Origin of the sequence: Nocardia testacea NBRC 100365, from assembly GCF_000308775.1 — a bacterium.
Classification (GTDB): domain Bacteria; phylum Actinomycetota; class Actinomycetes; order Mycobacteriales; family Mycobacteriaceae; genus Nocardia; species Nocardia testacea.
In genome coordinates this window covers 1-15,694 of the sequence record NZ_BAGJ01000103.1, presented here as the reverse complement: position 1 = coordinate 15,694, position 15,694 = coordinate 1, and the positions used below count along the sequence as shown (strand labels likewise).

Below are 15,694 nucleotides of genomic sequence, written 5' to 3'. Positions count from 1 at the left end.
CACATCGGTGGGGCGGCTTGCTCAGCAGCCCTTGGCCACCGGTTCACCGCGGAACCTGGCTTCCACGAAGTTCCAGGCGTCGGCGAAACCCGCGGCGGCGGCGGTCATATGTTCGGCGATGTCGTAGGTGGTGAGTTTCACCGGTGCGCCCGCGCGGCAGTAGCGGTCGGCGAACTCGGCCACCCCGTCGTAGGGGGTGAGCTCGTCGTAGCGGCCGTGCCACAGATAGGTCGGTGCGGTCGGGACACCGTCGAAGTAGCGCAGGCTGTTCTCCCGCAGGACCTGATGTGCTTCGGGGCTGTCCATCAGGCTCTTGGACGCGGCCATCTGTTCGGCACTGCGGAAAGCGCCGTGGAAGAGCAGGAACCGCCGGCAGGCGTCATGGGTGAACTCCCGGAACCACAGCCCGTTCTCGTTGAGCTGGTCGGAGATCGGCAGCCGGTCCGGATACTCCCGCTCGAGTCCCATCGCCGCGGCGAAGGCCAGCCCGAAACCCGGGTGCGGGGCGAAACCGAGGCCCAGCGCCATCTGCTCCAGGTCGGCGGGGATACCGCCCGCGGCGACGCCGGCGATCTTCAGCTCGGGCGCGTAGGTGGGATGCAGGGCCGCGGCCCAACCGGTGGCCAGGCCGCCCCCGGAGTACCCGGCCAGGGCGACGGGGGATTCCGCGAGGCCGAGTTCGGCGACCCGCTGTACGGCGCGGACACTGTCGAGGGTGACCATTCCGCTGAGCCGGCCGGCCGCGTAGGCGACATTCGGTCCGAGATAGTCGGGCACCGAGATGGCCCAGCCGCGTCCGATGGGCAGCATCGCGCCGACCGCATCCTGTAGTTCACCGTTGAACAGCGACCGGGACGGGTTGCACCGGGTGCCGAGCGAATTGATCAGGGCCTGGTAGGAGACCAATGGCGGGTTCTTCACGCCGGCGGGTAGCAGCACCGTGGTCATACCCATGATCGGGTTACCCAGGGAATTCGTGGACCGGAAGGCTACCTGCCAGCCTTCGGTGCCCACGTACATACCGGTATCGATCTTGCGGGTGCGCACCACCTCGCCGGGCCGCAGTTCGGCGAGATCGGGGGGTGCGGTGTAGAAGGGGTCCGGATCCGGTTGTGGATAGAGCGGTTCGGCGGTGGCGGCACCACCGAGAACCCCGACCGAGACGAGGGTCAACAGCAGCACCAGGATGCGGGTGGAAACTCTGGACACGTTCTTCTTTCGGACAGCTGGGATCGACCGGCGTCCGGCCCGGCATTCGTGATGCCGCGACGGTCGCCGTGGAGGGGGTGCGCGGTGGTGGCAGCGAACGGCTCCGGTCGCTGTCGTACAGGTGTACCGCGGCGACGATCCGCGTGGCCGGATCCATCGCTCGAACGAACGTCTGCTCCGGCTTGTGACCGCATCCGAGTTCGGCTCGACGAGCAACGATACGACGTGCGCGGGCGAAAAGTGTGATCTTGCCGAAGGGCGCCAAGGGATTTTGCGCGAATTCATAAGGAAACCCGGATACCACTGGAGCCGGCACAGTGGCCGTTCCCGCGAGCCACGATGTTGCGGCCCCGGGAATGTTGGTACGGCCCGCGGTCGGTCCCTTCGGAGATCGGCAGGTGAGCGGCGGTCGGGAGCGCGGGCAGCGAGGGGCACGGCCCGTCCGGCGAGTCCGGTTGCCGACGGCTCGGACATCGACCGACCTTCCCGTTGCCGGGATGAAAAATTCGTGTTGTCATGAAAAAATTCCGGTGGTCGGCGACGGTGCGGACAAGGAAGACCGGCGGAAGTAAGTAGTGAGCGATCAGAGCAAGGGCAGCCCGGCGGGCGCCGGGGACGAGAAACCGGATATCGATGTCGGTCTGCCGCCGAGTGGTGAGCCCGGTGAGTCCCCTGCAGACGTGGCTCCCGTCGAGGTCGAAGGCCGTGATCGTGTTCTCGTGTGGGAGATCGCCACCGCACTGGGCGAAGCGGGTCCCTCCGAGTGGCGGCAGCTCGACGCCGTTTTCGCGCTCACCCCCACCGCGGTCTTCGCCGAGGTGGTCTACACCGGCCGGGAACATACGACGCGTACCGAGCCCGCCGCGCCGGTCCTCGACAAGGTCCGCGAACACCGGGCACTGGTCGCCGAACTGGACGGGGAGCCGTGGTGGCGCCTGCTGCTGCGGCTGAGCGCCGCGGGGGAGCTCGAGGTCGATTACGACTTCGGGGACGAGCCGTTTCCGGACGCTCAGCTCTTCGAGCCCGAGGCATACCGCGCGGACGTGGACGAATTTCCCCGGGAATCGCTGCCGGTCTGGCTGGCTGCCTATATCGGGCACGCGGAGCGGCAGATGCGCACACCGCAGGAGGCCGCGCGGGACGCGCGCGCGGATCGTGCCGCGAGAGTGTGGCCGACGATGGCCGAGAACGAGTTCCCGGACTTCCCGCAGATGTGGGCCCGGTGGGCGTGTATCTCCGCGGGCTTCGTCGCGGCCCGTTCCGACTGGGGCCCGCGGGTACTGCCCGGTATGGGGTGGTTCGAGAGTTCCCGCCGCGGTGGTTCGACGCTGTACAGCCTGCCGGGCGGACGGGCGGTGCTCTCGGGTGGGGTCTGGGAGGCACCCGAGCTGGACGCCGCGTACAACGACGGCGCCCCGATGCCACGCTTCTTCGCGGGTGCGCCCGAATGGGTCGCCGACCCGGTACTCAACCCGCGCTCGGCCGCCGGCCTGCTGTCGTTCGTCTACTGGTGGGAGGGTGGGCGCTGGTATCGCGGGGAATCGCCGTCCGCGGAGGCCTGCGCGACCGCGGTGCCCGGCGTGTGGACGGCCGATACGGTGGCCGGCATTCTCGCGGGACTGGCCGCGCAGGAGCCGACAGCGCAGCACCGCGCCGCCGCCGCCGCGCTGGTCTCGGCCGCCGAGGTCGGGGTGGTGACCCGCGAAACCCTGGTCGCTCTCTTCGGCGAGGAGCAGTTCGATATCGACGGCGCCATGTACCAGCTGGGTCTCGCGGGAGTGGTGACCTCCCTACCGCCGCGGATGTCGGACGACGAGGCGATCTTCCGGGTGCGCGGGTACATCGAGAGCCGGGGCCTGGATACTACCGGCTACCCGCTCGACCAGCTGGTGGCCGACCGGTTCAGCTGCGGCTGGATGGTGTACGTGCCGGTACCCCGCGGGGAGATCGCGATCGGCCGGGCGATCTTCTACATCGCCGACGACGGCCTACTCGAACACTCCTCCTCGTCGGTCGCCCCGACGAAATTCATCGAAGAGTTCGAGCAGCGCTACCAGGAACGTCGGGGAGCGACGGTGTGAGCGACGGTTGTGGCCAGAAAGCAGCCGGAGGTCAGCCGACTCGGTCGGGGCAGTGGGTCGAGCCCCGGTATCGGCCTCTGTCGGCCGAGTACTCGGCCGATCGCCTCCGCGAAGTCTTCCGCCACCGCCCTTGCCGTAATGGGTTGGCGGGTGAGAGCCGCCCGGTAAGCCTGCGCTGCCCTTGGCCTCATCGACGAACGGCACATCCCGGCCTGCGCATGCCATCGGTCCGGTTCCCCGGCTTCCCGCCGCCGGCCAGAAGAGAGCCGGCTCGTGATTTGGATGAGGTCTATGATGCGCTGAACCGACGAATGACCGAGGTGCCATGAGAACAGCCGCGTCGCGAAGCGGTTCCATCGCGGTGGAAACCACCGACCAGGGCCTGCCGATCAAGATCGACATAGAAGCCGGCGAACTGCGCCGGGTCCCGGGTGAGCTGGCGGCGGAGATCCTGTGGCTGTGCCATCGAGCGGCCGGTCGCGCGGGGCTCTCGCAGCGAAGGCAGCTGGAGGAAGCGGGGATGAGCAGTGACATGCTCGCGCTGACCGGTCTGCCCACCGCGGAGGATATCGCGCGCGAGGAGTATCTGGAGGAATCCGAGCACGACTACGAGCCGCAGAGCTGGCTGCGCTCGGTCTGAGGTGGAGAGCCGATGAGCGAAGCGATGGATGCGCTCGAGGCGAGGGTGAACCGGCAGCTGAACCTGATGCGTGATCTCGGGAACGAACTCTCGGCGATCCGTGTGCGCGAGACCTCGCCCGATGGTGCCATCACTGTCGAGGTCGACGGGAATACCAAGCTCCGTGACCTGTCCTTTACCGAGGCGATCGCGGAAATGACGCCGCACGAGTTCGAATCGGCGGTGGTCGCGACGGCCGGCCGGGCGGCGCATCTGGCCATTGCCCAGCGTGCCGAGCTGGTGAACGCCTTCAACAGCGAACTCGCGGAGACCGCGGCCGACGGGGGCCACCGAAGCTGAGACGGGCCGAGTCGTCGAGGCGATACGCGCCTTCCCGCCGGAGGAAAGCATTTGCTCTCGTCGGACGGGGCGATTGCAGACCTCGAAATCGTCGCCGGTGCGCGTCCCCGCCGTGCGCCCACCGGCGGGGCGCCGAGCCGGACCCGTCGTAACTTCTGTGGCCGCCGCGGCGTAGTCGGGCGAGACGCCGGTGGCGATCCCGGCCGGCGTTCACGCGCGGCCCGCGACGGTGGGCACCGGTCTCGGCGGGTAGTGGCGTCACTCAGGCCGTTCGGCCGTACCGATAGTCGTCCAACGGGAACCGCACCGCCTCGCGGTGAGCGTTGACCGTACTGGTCGGCCGTAGCAGTGCCGCTTCGCCGTGCTGGTTGAAATAGTAGCTGCGGGCGGTGGCGCAGTCGCCGCCGTAGAACACCGAGGAACCGAGTTTGCCGGTGACGCGGTCCAGGAACTCGGTATTGGCGCGTTCGGTGACCTCGAAGGTGGTCTCGCCGCGGCGGGCCAGCTCGCCGAAGAGCCTGGCCATATGTTTCATCTGTGCCTCGATGGTGGTGAAGTAGGACAGGCCACTGTAGGAATAGGGGCTGTTCAGACTGAGGAAGTTCGGGAACTTCGGGACCGTGATGCCCTCGTATGCCTGGAAACGATTGTCCCGCCAGAATTTACCGAGGTCCACTCCGTCGCGGCCGATGATCTCGATGGCCGGGAAGTTCACATCCCAGAGGTTGAACCCGGTGGCCAGCACGAGGGTGTCGATCTCGGTCTTCGTGCCCGTGGCGGTGACGATCCCGTCCGGTTCGATCCGTTCGATACCGTCGGTCTCCAGCCGGACGTGCGGTTCGTTGAAGGTCGCGAAGTAGCGGTTGGAGAAGGTCGGGCGTTTACAGCCGAAATCGTAGTCGGGAGTGAGCCGCTCGCGCGTCCGCTTGTCGCGGACCTGGGCGCGCAGATGTGCCTTGGCCAGCAGGGCCGCCGCCTTGTTCAACGGTTTGGCCTGTTTGTAGTGCAGGACGCCGATCACCATGAGCGCTTCCAGTGCGGTGGTATTGGCCAGCCGCGCGGCCTTCTGGGTGATCGGGACGCGGGCGAACAGGCGCTGGACCGCGGGCGGGATCGGCATATCGACCTTGGGTACCACCCAGATCGGGGTCCGCTGGAACACGGTGAGCTCGCGGGCCCGGTCCGCGACCTCGGGAACGAGTTGCACACTGGTGGCGCCGGTGCCGACGATCGCGACCCGGCGGTCGGTGAGGTCGTAGGTGCCGTCCCATGCCGTGGTGTGGATGATCTTGCCGGCGAAGGTGTCGATACCGGGGAACGGCGGGGTGTAGGGCTGGGAGAGGAAACCGGTCGCGGTCAGCAGATAGCGCGCGGTCAGCGTTTCGCCGCCGGCGCAGGCGACCACCCAGTACTGGTGTTCGGCGTCCCAGCGGGCGCTGTCGACGGAGGTGCCGAAACGCATCCGCTCGCGCAGGCCGTATTTGTCGGCGACGTGTTCGGCGTACTTCTTCAGTTCCGCGCCCGGTGCGAACAGGCGCGACCAGTTCGGGTTGGGTTCGAAGGAGTAGGAGTAGGTCACCGAGGCGATATCCACGGCCAGACCGGGGTACCGGTTGACATGCCAGGTGCCACCGAGATCGGACTCCCGCTCGAGGATCACGTAATTGTGCAGGCCGAGGCGGTCGAGCTGGATTCCGGCCCCCATACCACCGAACCCCGCGCCGACCACCACGGCGTCGTATCGAGGTGCCACGCCGAACCTCCTGCTGCTCTGCTGAACGGTTTATCACAGAATGACGCATCATTCCGCTTGTGATGACAGTATCATCAGGAGCGTGACGAAGCCATCCACGAGGGCAGAACGCCGCAAGGCCGAGCTGCGCCAGGAGATCATCGATACCGCCTTCGTCTGTTTCGCCGAGAAGGGCTACCACGCGACCGGGATCGCCGATATCGCGACCGCACTGGGCATCGGCCACGGCACCTTCTACCGCTACTTCAGCAACAAGCGCGACATCATCGACCATGTGATCGACGATCTGGCCGCCCGGATCATCGACGCGCTGGGGACCGACAACGCGCCCGATGCCGCGGCCACCCTGGATCAGTACCGGGAGCAGATCGACCGGATCGGCGCCGCGCTGAGCCGTATACTCTTGGAGGATCGGCGCGTCGCCCAGCTGCTGCTGTTCCACGCCACCGGCATCGACGACGAACTCACCCAGCGTCTCTACGGGCTGCTCGACACCGCCGACGCGCTGACCGCCGGATATCTGGACCACGGCGTCGAACTGGGCTATCTGCGCGCGGATCTCGACACGATCAACACCGCCCGGGCGGTGACGGGGATGCTGCTCGCCGGGGTGGTGCACGGGCTGCGCGATCCGGACGAGGCGGCCATCGCCGCGTTGAACCGGGCGATCCGACGACTGCTGGTCGACGGTGTCCGTAAGGACTGATATCGCGGCGGTGCGGTAAGTCTCACCGCGGCGCTGCCCGGAGGGCCGGCGCGCGGGCACATACAGTGGAAGCATGTCGCCGTTGGACGAATGGCATCCGTCCACCGTCGCGGACTGGAGTGACGAACGTCGCCGGGCCAGATTGCGCGAGACGCGTCCGGGCCACGGATGGAAGACGTTGCGCCGCACCAGACTGGCGTTGTATCGGGTAGCAGCACTGCTGATGATCGTCGGTGTCGCGTTCGCACAGTACTGGGAGCACGATGTCGAGCCGGAGCGCGTACGCCTCGCGCTGACCGAGCCCGCGCTGTTGCCGATCGCCGAACCGGCGGACCCGGGTAGACGTGATACCGCCGTCGTGGATCTGGTGGGGCTCGGCAGTCTCAATGCCGGCGATACGGCCGCCGCGCTGCCGGCGCTGCGCGAGATGGGCGCGGTCTGGGCGATCCGCTACGACAACCGCGGTATCGACACCGAGGTGATCGCCGACCTGATCATCCGGGCCGCGGCCATGGCGGGGGTGCGCAATATCGTACTGGCCGGGCACAGTATGGGCGGTGTGATCGCGCTCGAGGTCGCCGAGCACATCCATATCGGCAGCGACCGCAGATTGGTGGGTGTGCTGCTGGACTGCACACCGCTGGATCTCGACGCGGTCCGTCCGGAGAGCCGCGGCCTGGGCGAGGACATGGTGCGCTGGATGGGCTGGCTGCCCGGTGCCCGGGAGAGCCGGGGCCTGCGTACCGCGGTGGAAACCTATGCGCGCCGGGAGAGTTTCCTCGACCACAGCGGTGTCCCGGGTATCCGCTTCGACGAGTTCCGGACAGCTGTGGGCCAGGTGCTGCGGGACAAGATTTTCAACGCCGACGCTGCCAGCAATGGTTTGATCGAGGCACAATTCCTGGCGATCGTGGCCGGTGGAGCGACCGACGATCTGCGTGCGGTGTCCAAGCCGGCGCATGGCAAACCACGGCCGGCCATCGTCTTCATCCGCCCGCACGACGGGAGCCGGGACCCTGTGGTGGATGTCGTGCGCACCCAGCGGGTCCTGATCGACAAGGTCGGGGGAGTGAACGGGAATCTGCTGGTCGTGAAACCGCGGGGCACCGGACACGCGAATCCGCGCCAGCGTCCCGCCGAATACAACAAGGTGATCGCGCAGCAGGTGCTGCCGTTCGTGGAGCGGTACCAGGCGCGGATCAGCAGTGTCGCCGGCGCGGTGCCGGCCTGGCACCGGTAGCGCCGCCTCGCGACCGGTGATCAGCGGGCCGGGGCGACCTCCGGGGCCGGCCCGGTCAGGTAGCGCTGGATCGTCGGCCCCAGCCAGGCGATGACCTCGGGCCCGGTCATGGTGGCCACCGGCGGAAATGCCAGGACGAAGCGGCACAGCGCCATACCCAGGATCTGGGAGGCCGCCAGACCGGCGCGAATGGGTGCCTCCCGGGGATCGTCGCCGGCCTTGGCGAGCACCGGACCCAGCTGTGTCGCGAAGATCGATCGCATGCGGTCGGCCGCCGCGGGATTGGTGACTCCGGCTCGCAGCAGGATCAGCAGGGTTTCGTCGCGTTCCCAGCGATCCAGGAAGTGGGCCACCAGGGCGGGGCCGATCCGATCGCGGGGAATTTCCGTGAGATTCGGTAGTTCCAGATCGAATTCGGCCGCGGCGGCGAACAGTCGTTCCTTGTTGCCGTAGTACCGCATCACCATGGCCGGGTCGATGCCGGCGTCGGCGGCGATCGCCCGGATCGTCGCGCGGTCGTACCCGTCGGCGGCGAAGCGCTCGCGGGCCGCGGTGAGGATGACCGCTTTTGTTTCTTCCGAGGTCCTTCTCATGCCAACAAGTGTAGGCCAACAAGTGTTGACAACAGTGCGCGACCCGGCATACGCTCGATGCCAACAAGTGTTGACCTACTGAGAGCGGGTAGAACGATGACCACCGAAATCGCAGATGTCCTCATCGTCGGCGCGGGCCCGGTCGGTCTCACCGCCGCTGTCGTACTGACCCAGCTCGGCCACAATGTCGTGATCGTCGACAGCCAGGCCGAAGGGGCGAACACCTCTCGGGCGGCGGTGGTTCACCCCCACACCCTCGAGTTGCTGGAGCCCTACGGGGTGACGCGGCCGCTGGTCGACCGTGGGCTGCACACGCCCGATTTCACCATCCGGGACCGGGATCAGGTGCTGATCGCCGTTCCCTTCGACCGGCTGCCCACCCCCTACCCCTACACGCTGATGATCTCGCAGGCCGATACCGAGAAATTCATCCTGGCCCGGCTGACCGAACTGGGGGTACCGGTGCGGCGCCCGGTCGAGGTGACCGCGGTGGCCCAGGACGCCGACCTCGTGACGGCCACCCTCGCCGACGGGGAGCGGATCCGTGCCCGCTATCTGATCGGCGCGGACGGGCTGCACAGCACAGTGCGCGAACAGGCCGGTATCGGATTCACCGGCGGCAGCTATGCCGAATCGTTCAGCCTGGCCGACGTCCGGGTCTCCGGCGGGGTCCCCGAGGACGAGGTGATCCTGTACTTCTCTCCGGCCGGGCTGGTGGTCGTGGCGCCGCTGCCCGACGATATGTACCGGATCGTGGCCACCGTGGACGAGGCGCCGCACGAGCCCGACGTCGCCTTCATCCAGCGGCTGCTCGACGAGCGTGGCCCGAAGGACCGGCCCGCGGTGGTCGAGGAAGTGGTCTGGGGCTCGCGTTTCCGCGTGCACCACCGTATCGCCGACCGTTTCCGTGACGGTCGCATCCTGCTGGCCGGCGACGCCGCCCATGTGCACTCACCGGCCGGCGGACAGGGGATGAACCTCGGAATCGAGGACGCCGTCACCGCCGCGACCACGCTCTCCCGAGTACTGGGCGGAGAGTCGCCGGAACTGCTCGACGAGCACGCCGCCGGCCGTCGCCGCAATACGGAGTCGGTGGTCACGATCGCCGGTCGGCTCACCGCCCTGGCGACCATGCCCGCCGCGGTGCGCCCGATCCGCAATCTGGTCATGCGTCTGGTGGGCCGCCCGGCGCTGGTGCGCAACAAGCTCGCCTGGCGGTTGTCCGGTCTCGACCGCCGCTGACTCGGCGGACTCCCGGGACAGAGTGATGCCGGTCCACTGCGCGGGCAGTGGACCGGCGCGGCCGGATCAGGCGCCGCTGGCTCCGCAGGAGATATTGATCTGAGTGCCGGTGATCGAGCGGGCCCGATCGGAGGCCGCGAAGGCGGCGACATGGCCGATATCGGAAAGGGTTGCCGCCCGTCCGAGCATGGTGGCATCGACGATGCCTGCCGGGCCGGTTCGGTCTCCGGGATATCAGGGAAGAACTCCGGGATACCACCGGCGGCCGGGAATTGTGGCCGGCGCAGGGGTTCCGCTGTCGGCCGGCCGGTCCCGTCCGTTCATTCGACATCCGCGTCGGCCGTGTCCGCGGGCTCGTCCGTGGCGCGGGAGAGCGGAAGCCACACCGTGAAACGGGTATCGCCGGGTCGCGAATCGACCCGGATGTCCCCGCCGTGCTTGTCCACGACGATGCGGAACGAGATATCGAGGCCGAGCCCGGTCCCTTCGCCGACCGGTTTGGTGGTGAAGAACGGTTCGAAGATGCGGCCCTGCACCTCGGCCGGGATACCGGGCCCGGTATCGGCGACCACTACGACCGCGCAGTCGTTCTCGAGCCGGGTGCTCAGGGTCAGTGTCCCGTGGCCCCCCATCGCGTAGACCGCGTTGTCGATCAGGTTGGTCCACACCTGGTTGAGTTCGGCGGCATAGCAGGGGACCTGGGGCAGGGTCCGGTCGTAGTCCTTCACGACCTCGATCGAGTCACCGATCTTGCGGCTGAGCATCACCAGCGTGCTGTCGAGCAGTTCGTGCAGGTCCACCACCTGGAACGGAGCCCGGTCCATCTGGGAATACTGTTTGGCCGCGTCCACCAGCGTCGAGATCCGGGTGGTCGAGTCGGCGATCTCGTTCATCAGCAGTTCGGTCTCGATGGTGTAGTTCAGCCAGCGGAACGCCCCTTCGAGCACCTGCGGCGGACACCCCTCGAGGGTGGCGGCCACCCGTTCGAGCCAATCGGTGTCGAATCCGGCCTGGACATAGTTCGGTGCCAGTTCCCAGCCGTCGCGGATCCCGTGGTCCTCGAGCCAATCGCCGAGCAGATCCTCCCGGTCGGCCGCCTCGAGCGGCGACAGCTCCGGTGCCTTGGCGACCTGGGCGGCCGCCTCCTCCTGCAACCGCACCAGGGTCTCCAGGACCGCGGTATCGAATTTGCCCTGCGCCATCATGGCGAGTTTGTGGCGCATCCCCGCGATCCGGTCGCGCAGGCCCGAGGTCGCGCGGACCGCGGCCGCGGCCGGATTGTTCAGTTCGTGGGTGAGCCCCGCCGACAGCGAACCGAGTGCGAGCAGCCGCTCCCGCTGGGCGATCCGCGCATTGGTGTTGCGGTTGCCGAAGAACGCGCCCTCGAGCAGATGGACCGCCATCGGGAACCACTCGTGCATCATCCGGGAGAAGATCTGCGCGTCCAGCACAAAGAAGCGTGACGTCCGCGTCACGTAGAGCGAACTGCTGTAGTGGGTCTCGGCCCGCTCGCCCAGATACGCCGTCCACGCTCCGGCATAGGAGCCGCGATGGTCGGTGTGCACCATCTCGATCTCCCGGCCCCCGGACAGTTTGGTGAGTCGCACCTCGCCGTCCATGAGCACATAGAAGCAGGTCGCCGGATCGCCCTCCTGGTACACCGGGCCCGGTTCCACGGTTTCGACGCGGCCGTCGGCGCACAACCACTCGAGCTGCTCATCGTCGAGTTTCTCGAACAGGAACAGCGACCGCAGTTCGGTGGGATCGCAGATGCTCATTCTCGGTCTCCTCTATGCCAGGTAGCGGTGCACGAGCATGACGGCCATGGCGCCCTCTCCGACGGCCGAGGCCACTCGCTTGGCGGATTCGGCGTGGACGTCCCCGGCCACGAAAACCCCCGGCACGCTGGTCTCCAGATGATGCGGCGGCCGCGGCAGCTCCCAGCCCTTCGGCCGGTCGCCGTCGACCAGCAGATCCGGGCCCGCCAGGACGTACCCCGCGGGATCGCGGTGGACCACTCCGTCGAGCCAGTCGGTCTGCGGGGCGGCGCCGATGAACAGGAACAGCCGTTCGGCGGGCACCTTCTCCTCGGTGCCGGATCGGTTGTCGCGCAGGACCAGCGCGTCCAGATGGTCGTCACCGTCCACCGCGACCACCTCGGTCTCGGTATGCACCCGGATATTGGGCACCTGGGCGATCTGCTGGATCAGATAGTGCGACATGGACTTCTCCAGCGAGTCACCGCGCACCACCAGGTGCACCGTGCGCGCGTTGCGGGACAGGAACATCGCCGCCTGCCCGGCCGAATTCGCCCCGCCGACGATATAGACGTCGTGACCGGCGCATTCGGCGGCCTCGGTCATGGCCGACCCGTAGTAGACCCCGCGCCCGGTGTACTCGTGCACACCGGCCGCCGGATGGCGCCGGTAGTCCACGCCGGTCGCGATGATGACCGTGTGGGCGGACAGGGCGCCGCCGTCGGCGAAACGTACCGTCCGGGCCGATCCGTTCACCTCCAGCCCGACCACCTCGCGCGTGGTGACCACCTCGGCCCCGAACTTCGCCGCCTGGCGGCGCGCCCGGTCGGCCAGCTGCGCCCCGGACAGCCCGTCCGGGAAGCCCAGGTAGTTCTCGATACGCGAACTCTGACCCGCCTGGCCGCCGGTGGCCGTGCGCTCGACCAGTACGGTGCGCAGTCCCTCGGAGGCGCCGTACACCGCGGCGCCCAGCCCGGCCGGCCCGCCACCGACCACGATGAGGTCGTAGAAGTCGCCGGCCGGTTCGGTGCTGAGTCCCACACTGGCGGCCAGCTCGCCGTCACTGGGCTGGACCAGCGCCTGTCCGCCCTCGGTGATCACCACCGGGCAGCGGCGCGGGTCGGCCCCGGCGGCCTCGAGCAGGCGCGCGCCTTCCGGCTCGTCGGCCAGGAACCAGCGGTAGGGCAGCTGATTCCGCGCCAAGAACTCTCTGACCTGCGACGATCGCGGTGACCAGCGGTTACCGATGACCTTGGTCCCGTGCACCGGCCGGTGCTCGCTGCTGCGCCAGGCATCCAGCAGGCCGTCCAGCACCGGGTACAGCTTCTCCTCCGGCGGATCCCATGGTTTGAGCAGGTAGTGATCGAGATCGACGACATTGATGGCGTCGATGGCGGCATTGGTGTCGGCGTAGGCGGTGAGCAGCACCCGGCGGGCGTAGGGGTCGAGGTCCATCGCCTGTTCGAGGAACTCGATACCGTCCATACCCGGCATCCGGAAATCGGCGATGAGTATCGCGACGGGCTGGCCGCGCAGTTTCATCTCGCGCAGCACCTCGAGCGCCTGTGGGCCGGACTCGGCGCGCAGGATCCGGTACTCGGCGCCGTACCGGCGCCGCAGGTCACGGACTACGGCCCGGGACACCCCGGGGTCGTCGTCGACGCTGAGGATGGCGGGCTTGCTGGTCGCGGGAGAGCTCACCTGACGAGTATGCCGCGTCGCCGCGCGGCCGTCGTCGGCGCGCGGCCGATATCCGGTCGGGACCGGGGTCGGGGAGGCCGATTGCCATGACCAGGAAGAGTGCGGGATGCGGCAGCGCGCGATATCGCCCACACTGATCGGAACCTGCCGGTGATGGTGCGGAGGAAAGGTGGTCGAGTGACCGATCCGCTATGGCTCGATCCGGATGCTGTGCATGCCTCGGCGGCGGAGTTCGACCAGATGGCCGATGAACTGGCACAGATGCTCGCGGAGTTGCGGGCGACCTCACTACGTGAGGGAGAATCCTGGGGTACCGACGAGCCCGGCAAAGCCTTCGCGGAAAGCTACGTGCCCACCGCGGAGCAGGGCATGGCGGGTTTCGAGAATCTGGTCGACCGCGTCCGCGCTCTCGGCGCCGGTCTCCGTGCTGCTACCGGGACGTACACGGAGACGGACAACGCCGGGAGCGCGCAGGTACGGAATGCCGATCCGGCGTTCTACCCCGGCGCAGGCACGGACCTGGGTGTGTCGATATCCCCCACTCTCGTCCCGGCGGCGAACTCCGCGGACCCGACCGGAGTGCCGACGCAGCAAACCACCGGGGCGACGCGGCCGGCCGATAACTCGATCGCCGCCGATGCGGGGCAGCATACCGCCGACGGCATACAACCCGACGCCACCGACGACGCGGACCGCGCACAGCAGGGCGACGCTCCGCAATCCCAGCAGCAGCAGCCGGGCTCCGATGGTCCGGGTTCGCCCGACCCAGGGTCCGATCCAGGGGCCGGCCCGGGCGGCCCGGAACAAGAACCACAGCCTCCGCTGCATGCTCCGGGAGCTTCGGCCCCGGTGGGGGCGGCTGCGACACCAGGTGCGCAGACTCGCGGAAACAGCGAAGCGAGCCCCCCGAAAGCACCGGAGAGCCCGAAGCCCACGGCCGCCCGTACCGCGTCCGCCGGAACGGCCGATACGCCTTGGGGTCGCAATTCACCGGGTGTGCCACGATCCGGCCCGCCGGTCGGTGCCACCGCTCCGGAAAGTCAGATCCCTCCGCGAGCTGTTCCGCCGCGAACTGCCGACAGGCCGCCGACAGCGGCGAAGCCGGACGCGGACCCCCGCCGAACGCCGCCGTCGCGCAAGGAGGCGATGGCCGCGGGCGCTCGGCGCGAGACCGACGAGGCGGCCATGGAAATCCTGCGTGACCTGGCCGCACGGCGCGACCTGGAGATCATCGGATTCGAAACGGCGGGTATCGCCGAGCAGACGGCCAGGGATATCGCCGAAGCCGTCGACGCGGTGCTCGCCGAACACCCAGCCATTCTGTGCGGGCTCGAGGTCGCTGATGCCGGGCCGCTCTCCCGGACGGAGGATCGGAGTACAGGTGTCGGGGATGCCGAGGTGAACCCGTCGCAGCCTCCGCAACCCTGGATCGTTTTCGAGGTGACCGCGACCGCGGACCCCGGTGTGCTCATCGGCCGCGACCGGGCCGGCCACGTTCCCGCGGACAGCCGGCTGCGGCAACGTCCCATGTATGTGACCATGCTGCGCGAGCTCGGCCATGTGCTGGACCTGACCGGCGGGCTGCGCGCCCGGGCAGAAGCACAGCGGGCGCTGATCACCGAATATCTACGAGTCAGCGGCGCCCAGGGCGACACTCTCGGGCGGATCGTCAGTGGGTACAGAACCTGGCGGGCCGAACTCGGCGACTACTGCTTCGACGATCGTATGTTCTCGCCCGGTCGGGCCCTCGCCGCGGGCTTCGCCGCAGTCCAACTGGCCGGCGGCGAAGCTCCCGCGGCTGCCAAGACCCTGCATCGGCTGCTGGTGGCGATGGCGCGGGCAGCGCTGCCGGACAACCGATGAACACATTATCCGGATAGGATGCAGCCGTGGACCGGTGGAAAAGAGAGGGCCTGTTGAACGCCAACAATGGGCTGAGGAACCAGATCGAAGATCTGCTCGACACCTTCCAGCAGCAGCAGACCCGGCTGGCCGAGACATATCGGCAACTGGAGGAGACCCGGATCCGAGCCGAATCGGTGGACCGATCGGTGGCAGCGACCGTTGATGCGGGCGGAGTACTCACCGAACTGAGTCTCACCCCATCGGCGCTCCGCAAATCCCCTGAGGAGCTGGCCCGCGCGATCGTCGAGACCGTCGGGCAGGCGGCCGAGCGCGCTCGCGAACATCAGCAGGCACTCATCTCTCCCGCTACCGAAGAACTCGAGAAAATGGGTGACTTCTCCGACCTCGTGCCCGAGGTACCCGACTTGGGCGATGTCCGCAGCTTCCTTCGTGGCGAGCGGAATTCATCGCAGTGACGCTGTGGATTCGCTGCCTTCTCAGCGGTGGGGACTTATTAATCTCGGAAGGCATCGGGACGAGCAGTTCCGTCCTATGAAGTAAAGGTAGAACGCGGTGGATGGGCAGGGG

The 15,694-nt window shown here is 68.0% G+C and carries 15 protein-coding genes; 8 read left to right on the top strand and 7 right to left on the bottom strand.

Features of this window, described 5'->3' with window-relative positions:
- Positions 1-21: 21 nt before the first annotated feature.
- Positions 22-1,188, bottom strand: coding sequence for a lipase family protein (locus ON38_RS14595; protein WP_435828220.1), 1,167 nt, complete (start codon positions 1,186-1,188; stop codon positions 22-24).
- 596 nt (positions 1,189-1,784) lie between these two features.
- On the opposite strand from ON38_RS14595, the gene ON38_RS14590 reads away from it, so the two are divergent.
- The 3 genes from ON38_RS14590 (at position 1,785) to ON38_RS14580 (ending at position 4,269) form a co-directional block, all read left to right on the top strand.
- Positions 1,785-3,290 (top strand): hypothetical protein, encoded by a 1,506-nt coding sequence (locus ON38_RS14590; RefSeq protein ID WP_169333273.1) that lies wholly within the window; start codon positions 1,785-1,787, stop codon positions 3,288-3,290.
- A 325-nt stretch (positions 3,291-3,615) separates the two neighbouring features.
- On the top strand, positions 3,616-3,930 hold the full coding sequence (locus ON38_RS14585) for a hypothetical protein (protein ID WP_039825334.1): 315 nt from the start codon (positions 3,616-3,618) through the stop codon (positions 3,928-3,930).
- A gap of 12 nt (positions 3,931-3,942) precedes the next feature.
- Positions 3,943-4,269, top strand: coding sequence for a YbaB/EbfC family nucleoid-associated protein (locus tag ON38_RS14580; RefSeq protein ID WP_039825333.1), 327 nt, complete (start codon positions 3,943-3,945; stop codon positions 4,267-4,269).
- A 262-nt stretch (positions 4,270-4,531) separates the two neighbouring features.
- Here the strand turns inward: ON38_RS14580 and ON38_RS14575 are convergent, their stop codons facing one another.
- The gene (locus ON38_RS14575; protein ID WP_039825332.1) at positions 4,532-6,022 is read right to left on the bottom strand and encodes a flavin-containing monooxygenase; all 1,491 of its coding nucleotides are present in this window, start codon (positions 6,020-6,022) and stop codon (positions 4,532-4,534) included.
- Positions 6,023-6,062: 40 nt separating this feature from the next.
- On the opposite strand from ON38_RS14575, the gene ON38_RS14570 reads away from it, so the two are divergent.
- Together ON38_RS14570 and ON38_RS14565 are read left to right on the top strand one after the other, a co-directional pair.
- On the top strand, positions 6,063-6,728 hold the full coding sequence (locus ON38_RS14570; protein WP_051164763.1) for a TetR/AcrR family transcriptional regulator: 666 nt from the start codon (positions 6,063-6,065) through the stop codon (positions 6,726-6,728).
- A 73-nt stretch (positions 6,729-6,801) separates the two neighbouring features.
- Positions 6,802-7,968 (top strand): alpha/beta fold hydrolase, encoded by a 1,167-nt coding sequence (locus ON38_RS14565; protein WP_039825330.1) that lies wholly within the window; start codon positions 6,802-6,804, stop codon positions 7,966-7,968.
- A 20-nt stretch (positions 7,969-7,988) separates the two neighbouring features.
- On the opposite strand, the gene ON38_RS14560 is transcribed toward ON38_RS14565, so the two are convergent.
- The gene (locus ON38_RS14560; RefSeq protein WP_039825329.1) at positions 7,989-8,561 is read right to left on the bottom strand and encodes a TetR/AcrR family transcriptional regulator; all 573 of its coding nucleotides are present in this window, start codon (positions 8,559-8,561) and stop codon (positions 7,989-7,991) included.
- A gap of 96 nt (positions 8,562-8,657) precedes the next feature.
- On the opposite strand from ON38_RS14560, the gene ON38_RS14555 reads away from it, so the two are divergent.
- Positions 8,658-9,803, top strand: coding sequence for an FAD-dependent oxidoreductase (locus tag ON38_RS14555; RefSeq protein WP_039825328.1), 1,146 nt, complete (start codon positions 8,658-8,660; stop codon positions 9,801-9,803).
- A 66-nt stretch (positions 9,804-9,869) separates the two neighbouring features.
- Here the strand turns inward: ON38_RS14555 and ON38_RS34930 are convergent, their stop codons facing one another.
- The 4 genes from ON38_RS34930 to ON38_RS36060 form a co-directional block, all read right to left on the bottom strand.
- Positions 9,870-10,007 (bottom strand): SDR family oxidoreductase, encoded by a 138-nt coding sequence (locus ON38_RS34930; protein WP_281004617.1) that lies wholly within the window; start codon positions 10,005-10,007, stop codon positions 9,870-9,872.
- A 116-nt stretch (positions 10,008-10,123) separates the two neighbouring features.
- Positions 10,124-11,581, bottom strand: a complete 1,458-nt coding sequence (locus ON38_RS14545) for an ATP-binding protein (protein ID WP_039825326.1) — start codon at positions 11,579-11,581, stop codon at positions 10,124-10,126.
- 12 nt (positions 11,582-11,593) lie between these two features.
- A complete protein-coding gene (locus ON38_RS14540; RefSeq protein ID WP_039825427.1) occupies positions 11,594-13,261 on the bottom strand; it encodes an NAD(P)/FAD-dependent oxidoreductase in 1,668 nt (555 codons plus the stop codon).
- Positions 13,262-13,549: 288 nt separating this feature from the next.
- Positions 13,550-14,089: a hypothetical protein gene (locus ON38_RS36060; protein WP_157181782.1), complete on the bottom strand. Its 540-nt coding sequence runs from the start codon at positions 14,087-14,089 to the stop codon at positions 13,550-13,552.
- 318 nt (positions 14,090-14,407) lie between these two features.
- Between ON38_RS36060 and ON38_RS36055 the strand changes: the two genes are divergently transcribed.
- Positions 14,408-15,124 carry a hypothetical protein gene (locus tag ON38_RS36055; protein WP_157181781.1) on the top strand — a complete coding sequence of 239 codons (717 nt, stop codon included), beginning with the start codon at positions 14,408-14,410 and terminating at the stop codon, positions 15,122-15,124.
- Positions 15,125-15,150: 26 nt separating this feature from the next.
- A complete protein-coding gene (locus ON38_RS14530) occupies positions 15,151-15,582 on the top strand; it encodes a YbaB/EbfC family nucleoid-associated protein (RefSeq protein ID WP_039825325.1) in 432 nt (143 codons plus the stop codon).
- The last annotated feature ends 112 nt before the right edge of the window (positions 15,583-15,694 follow it).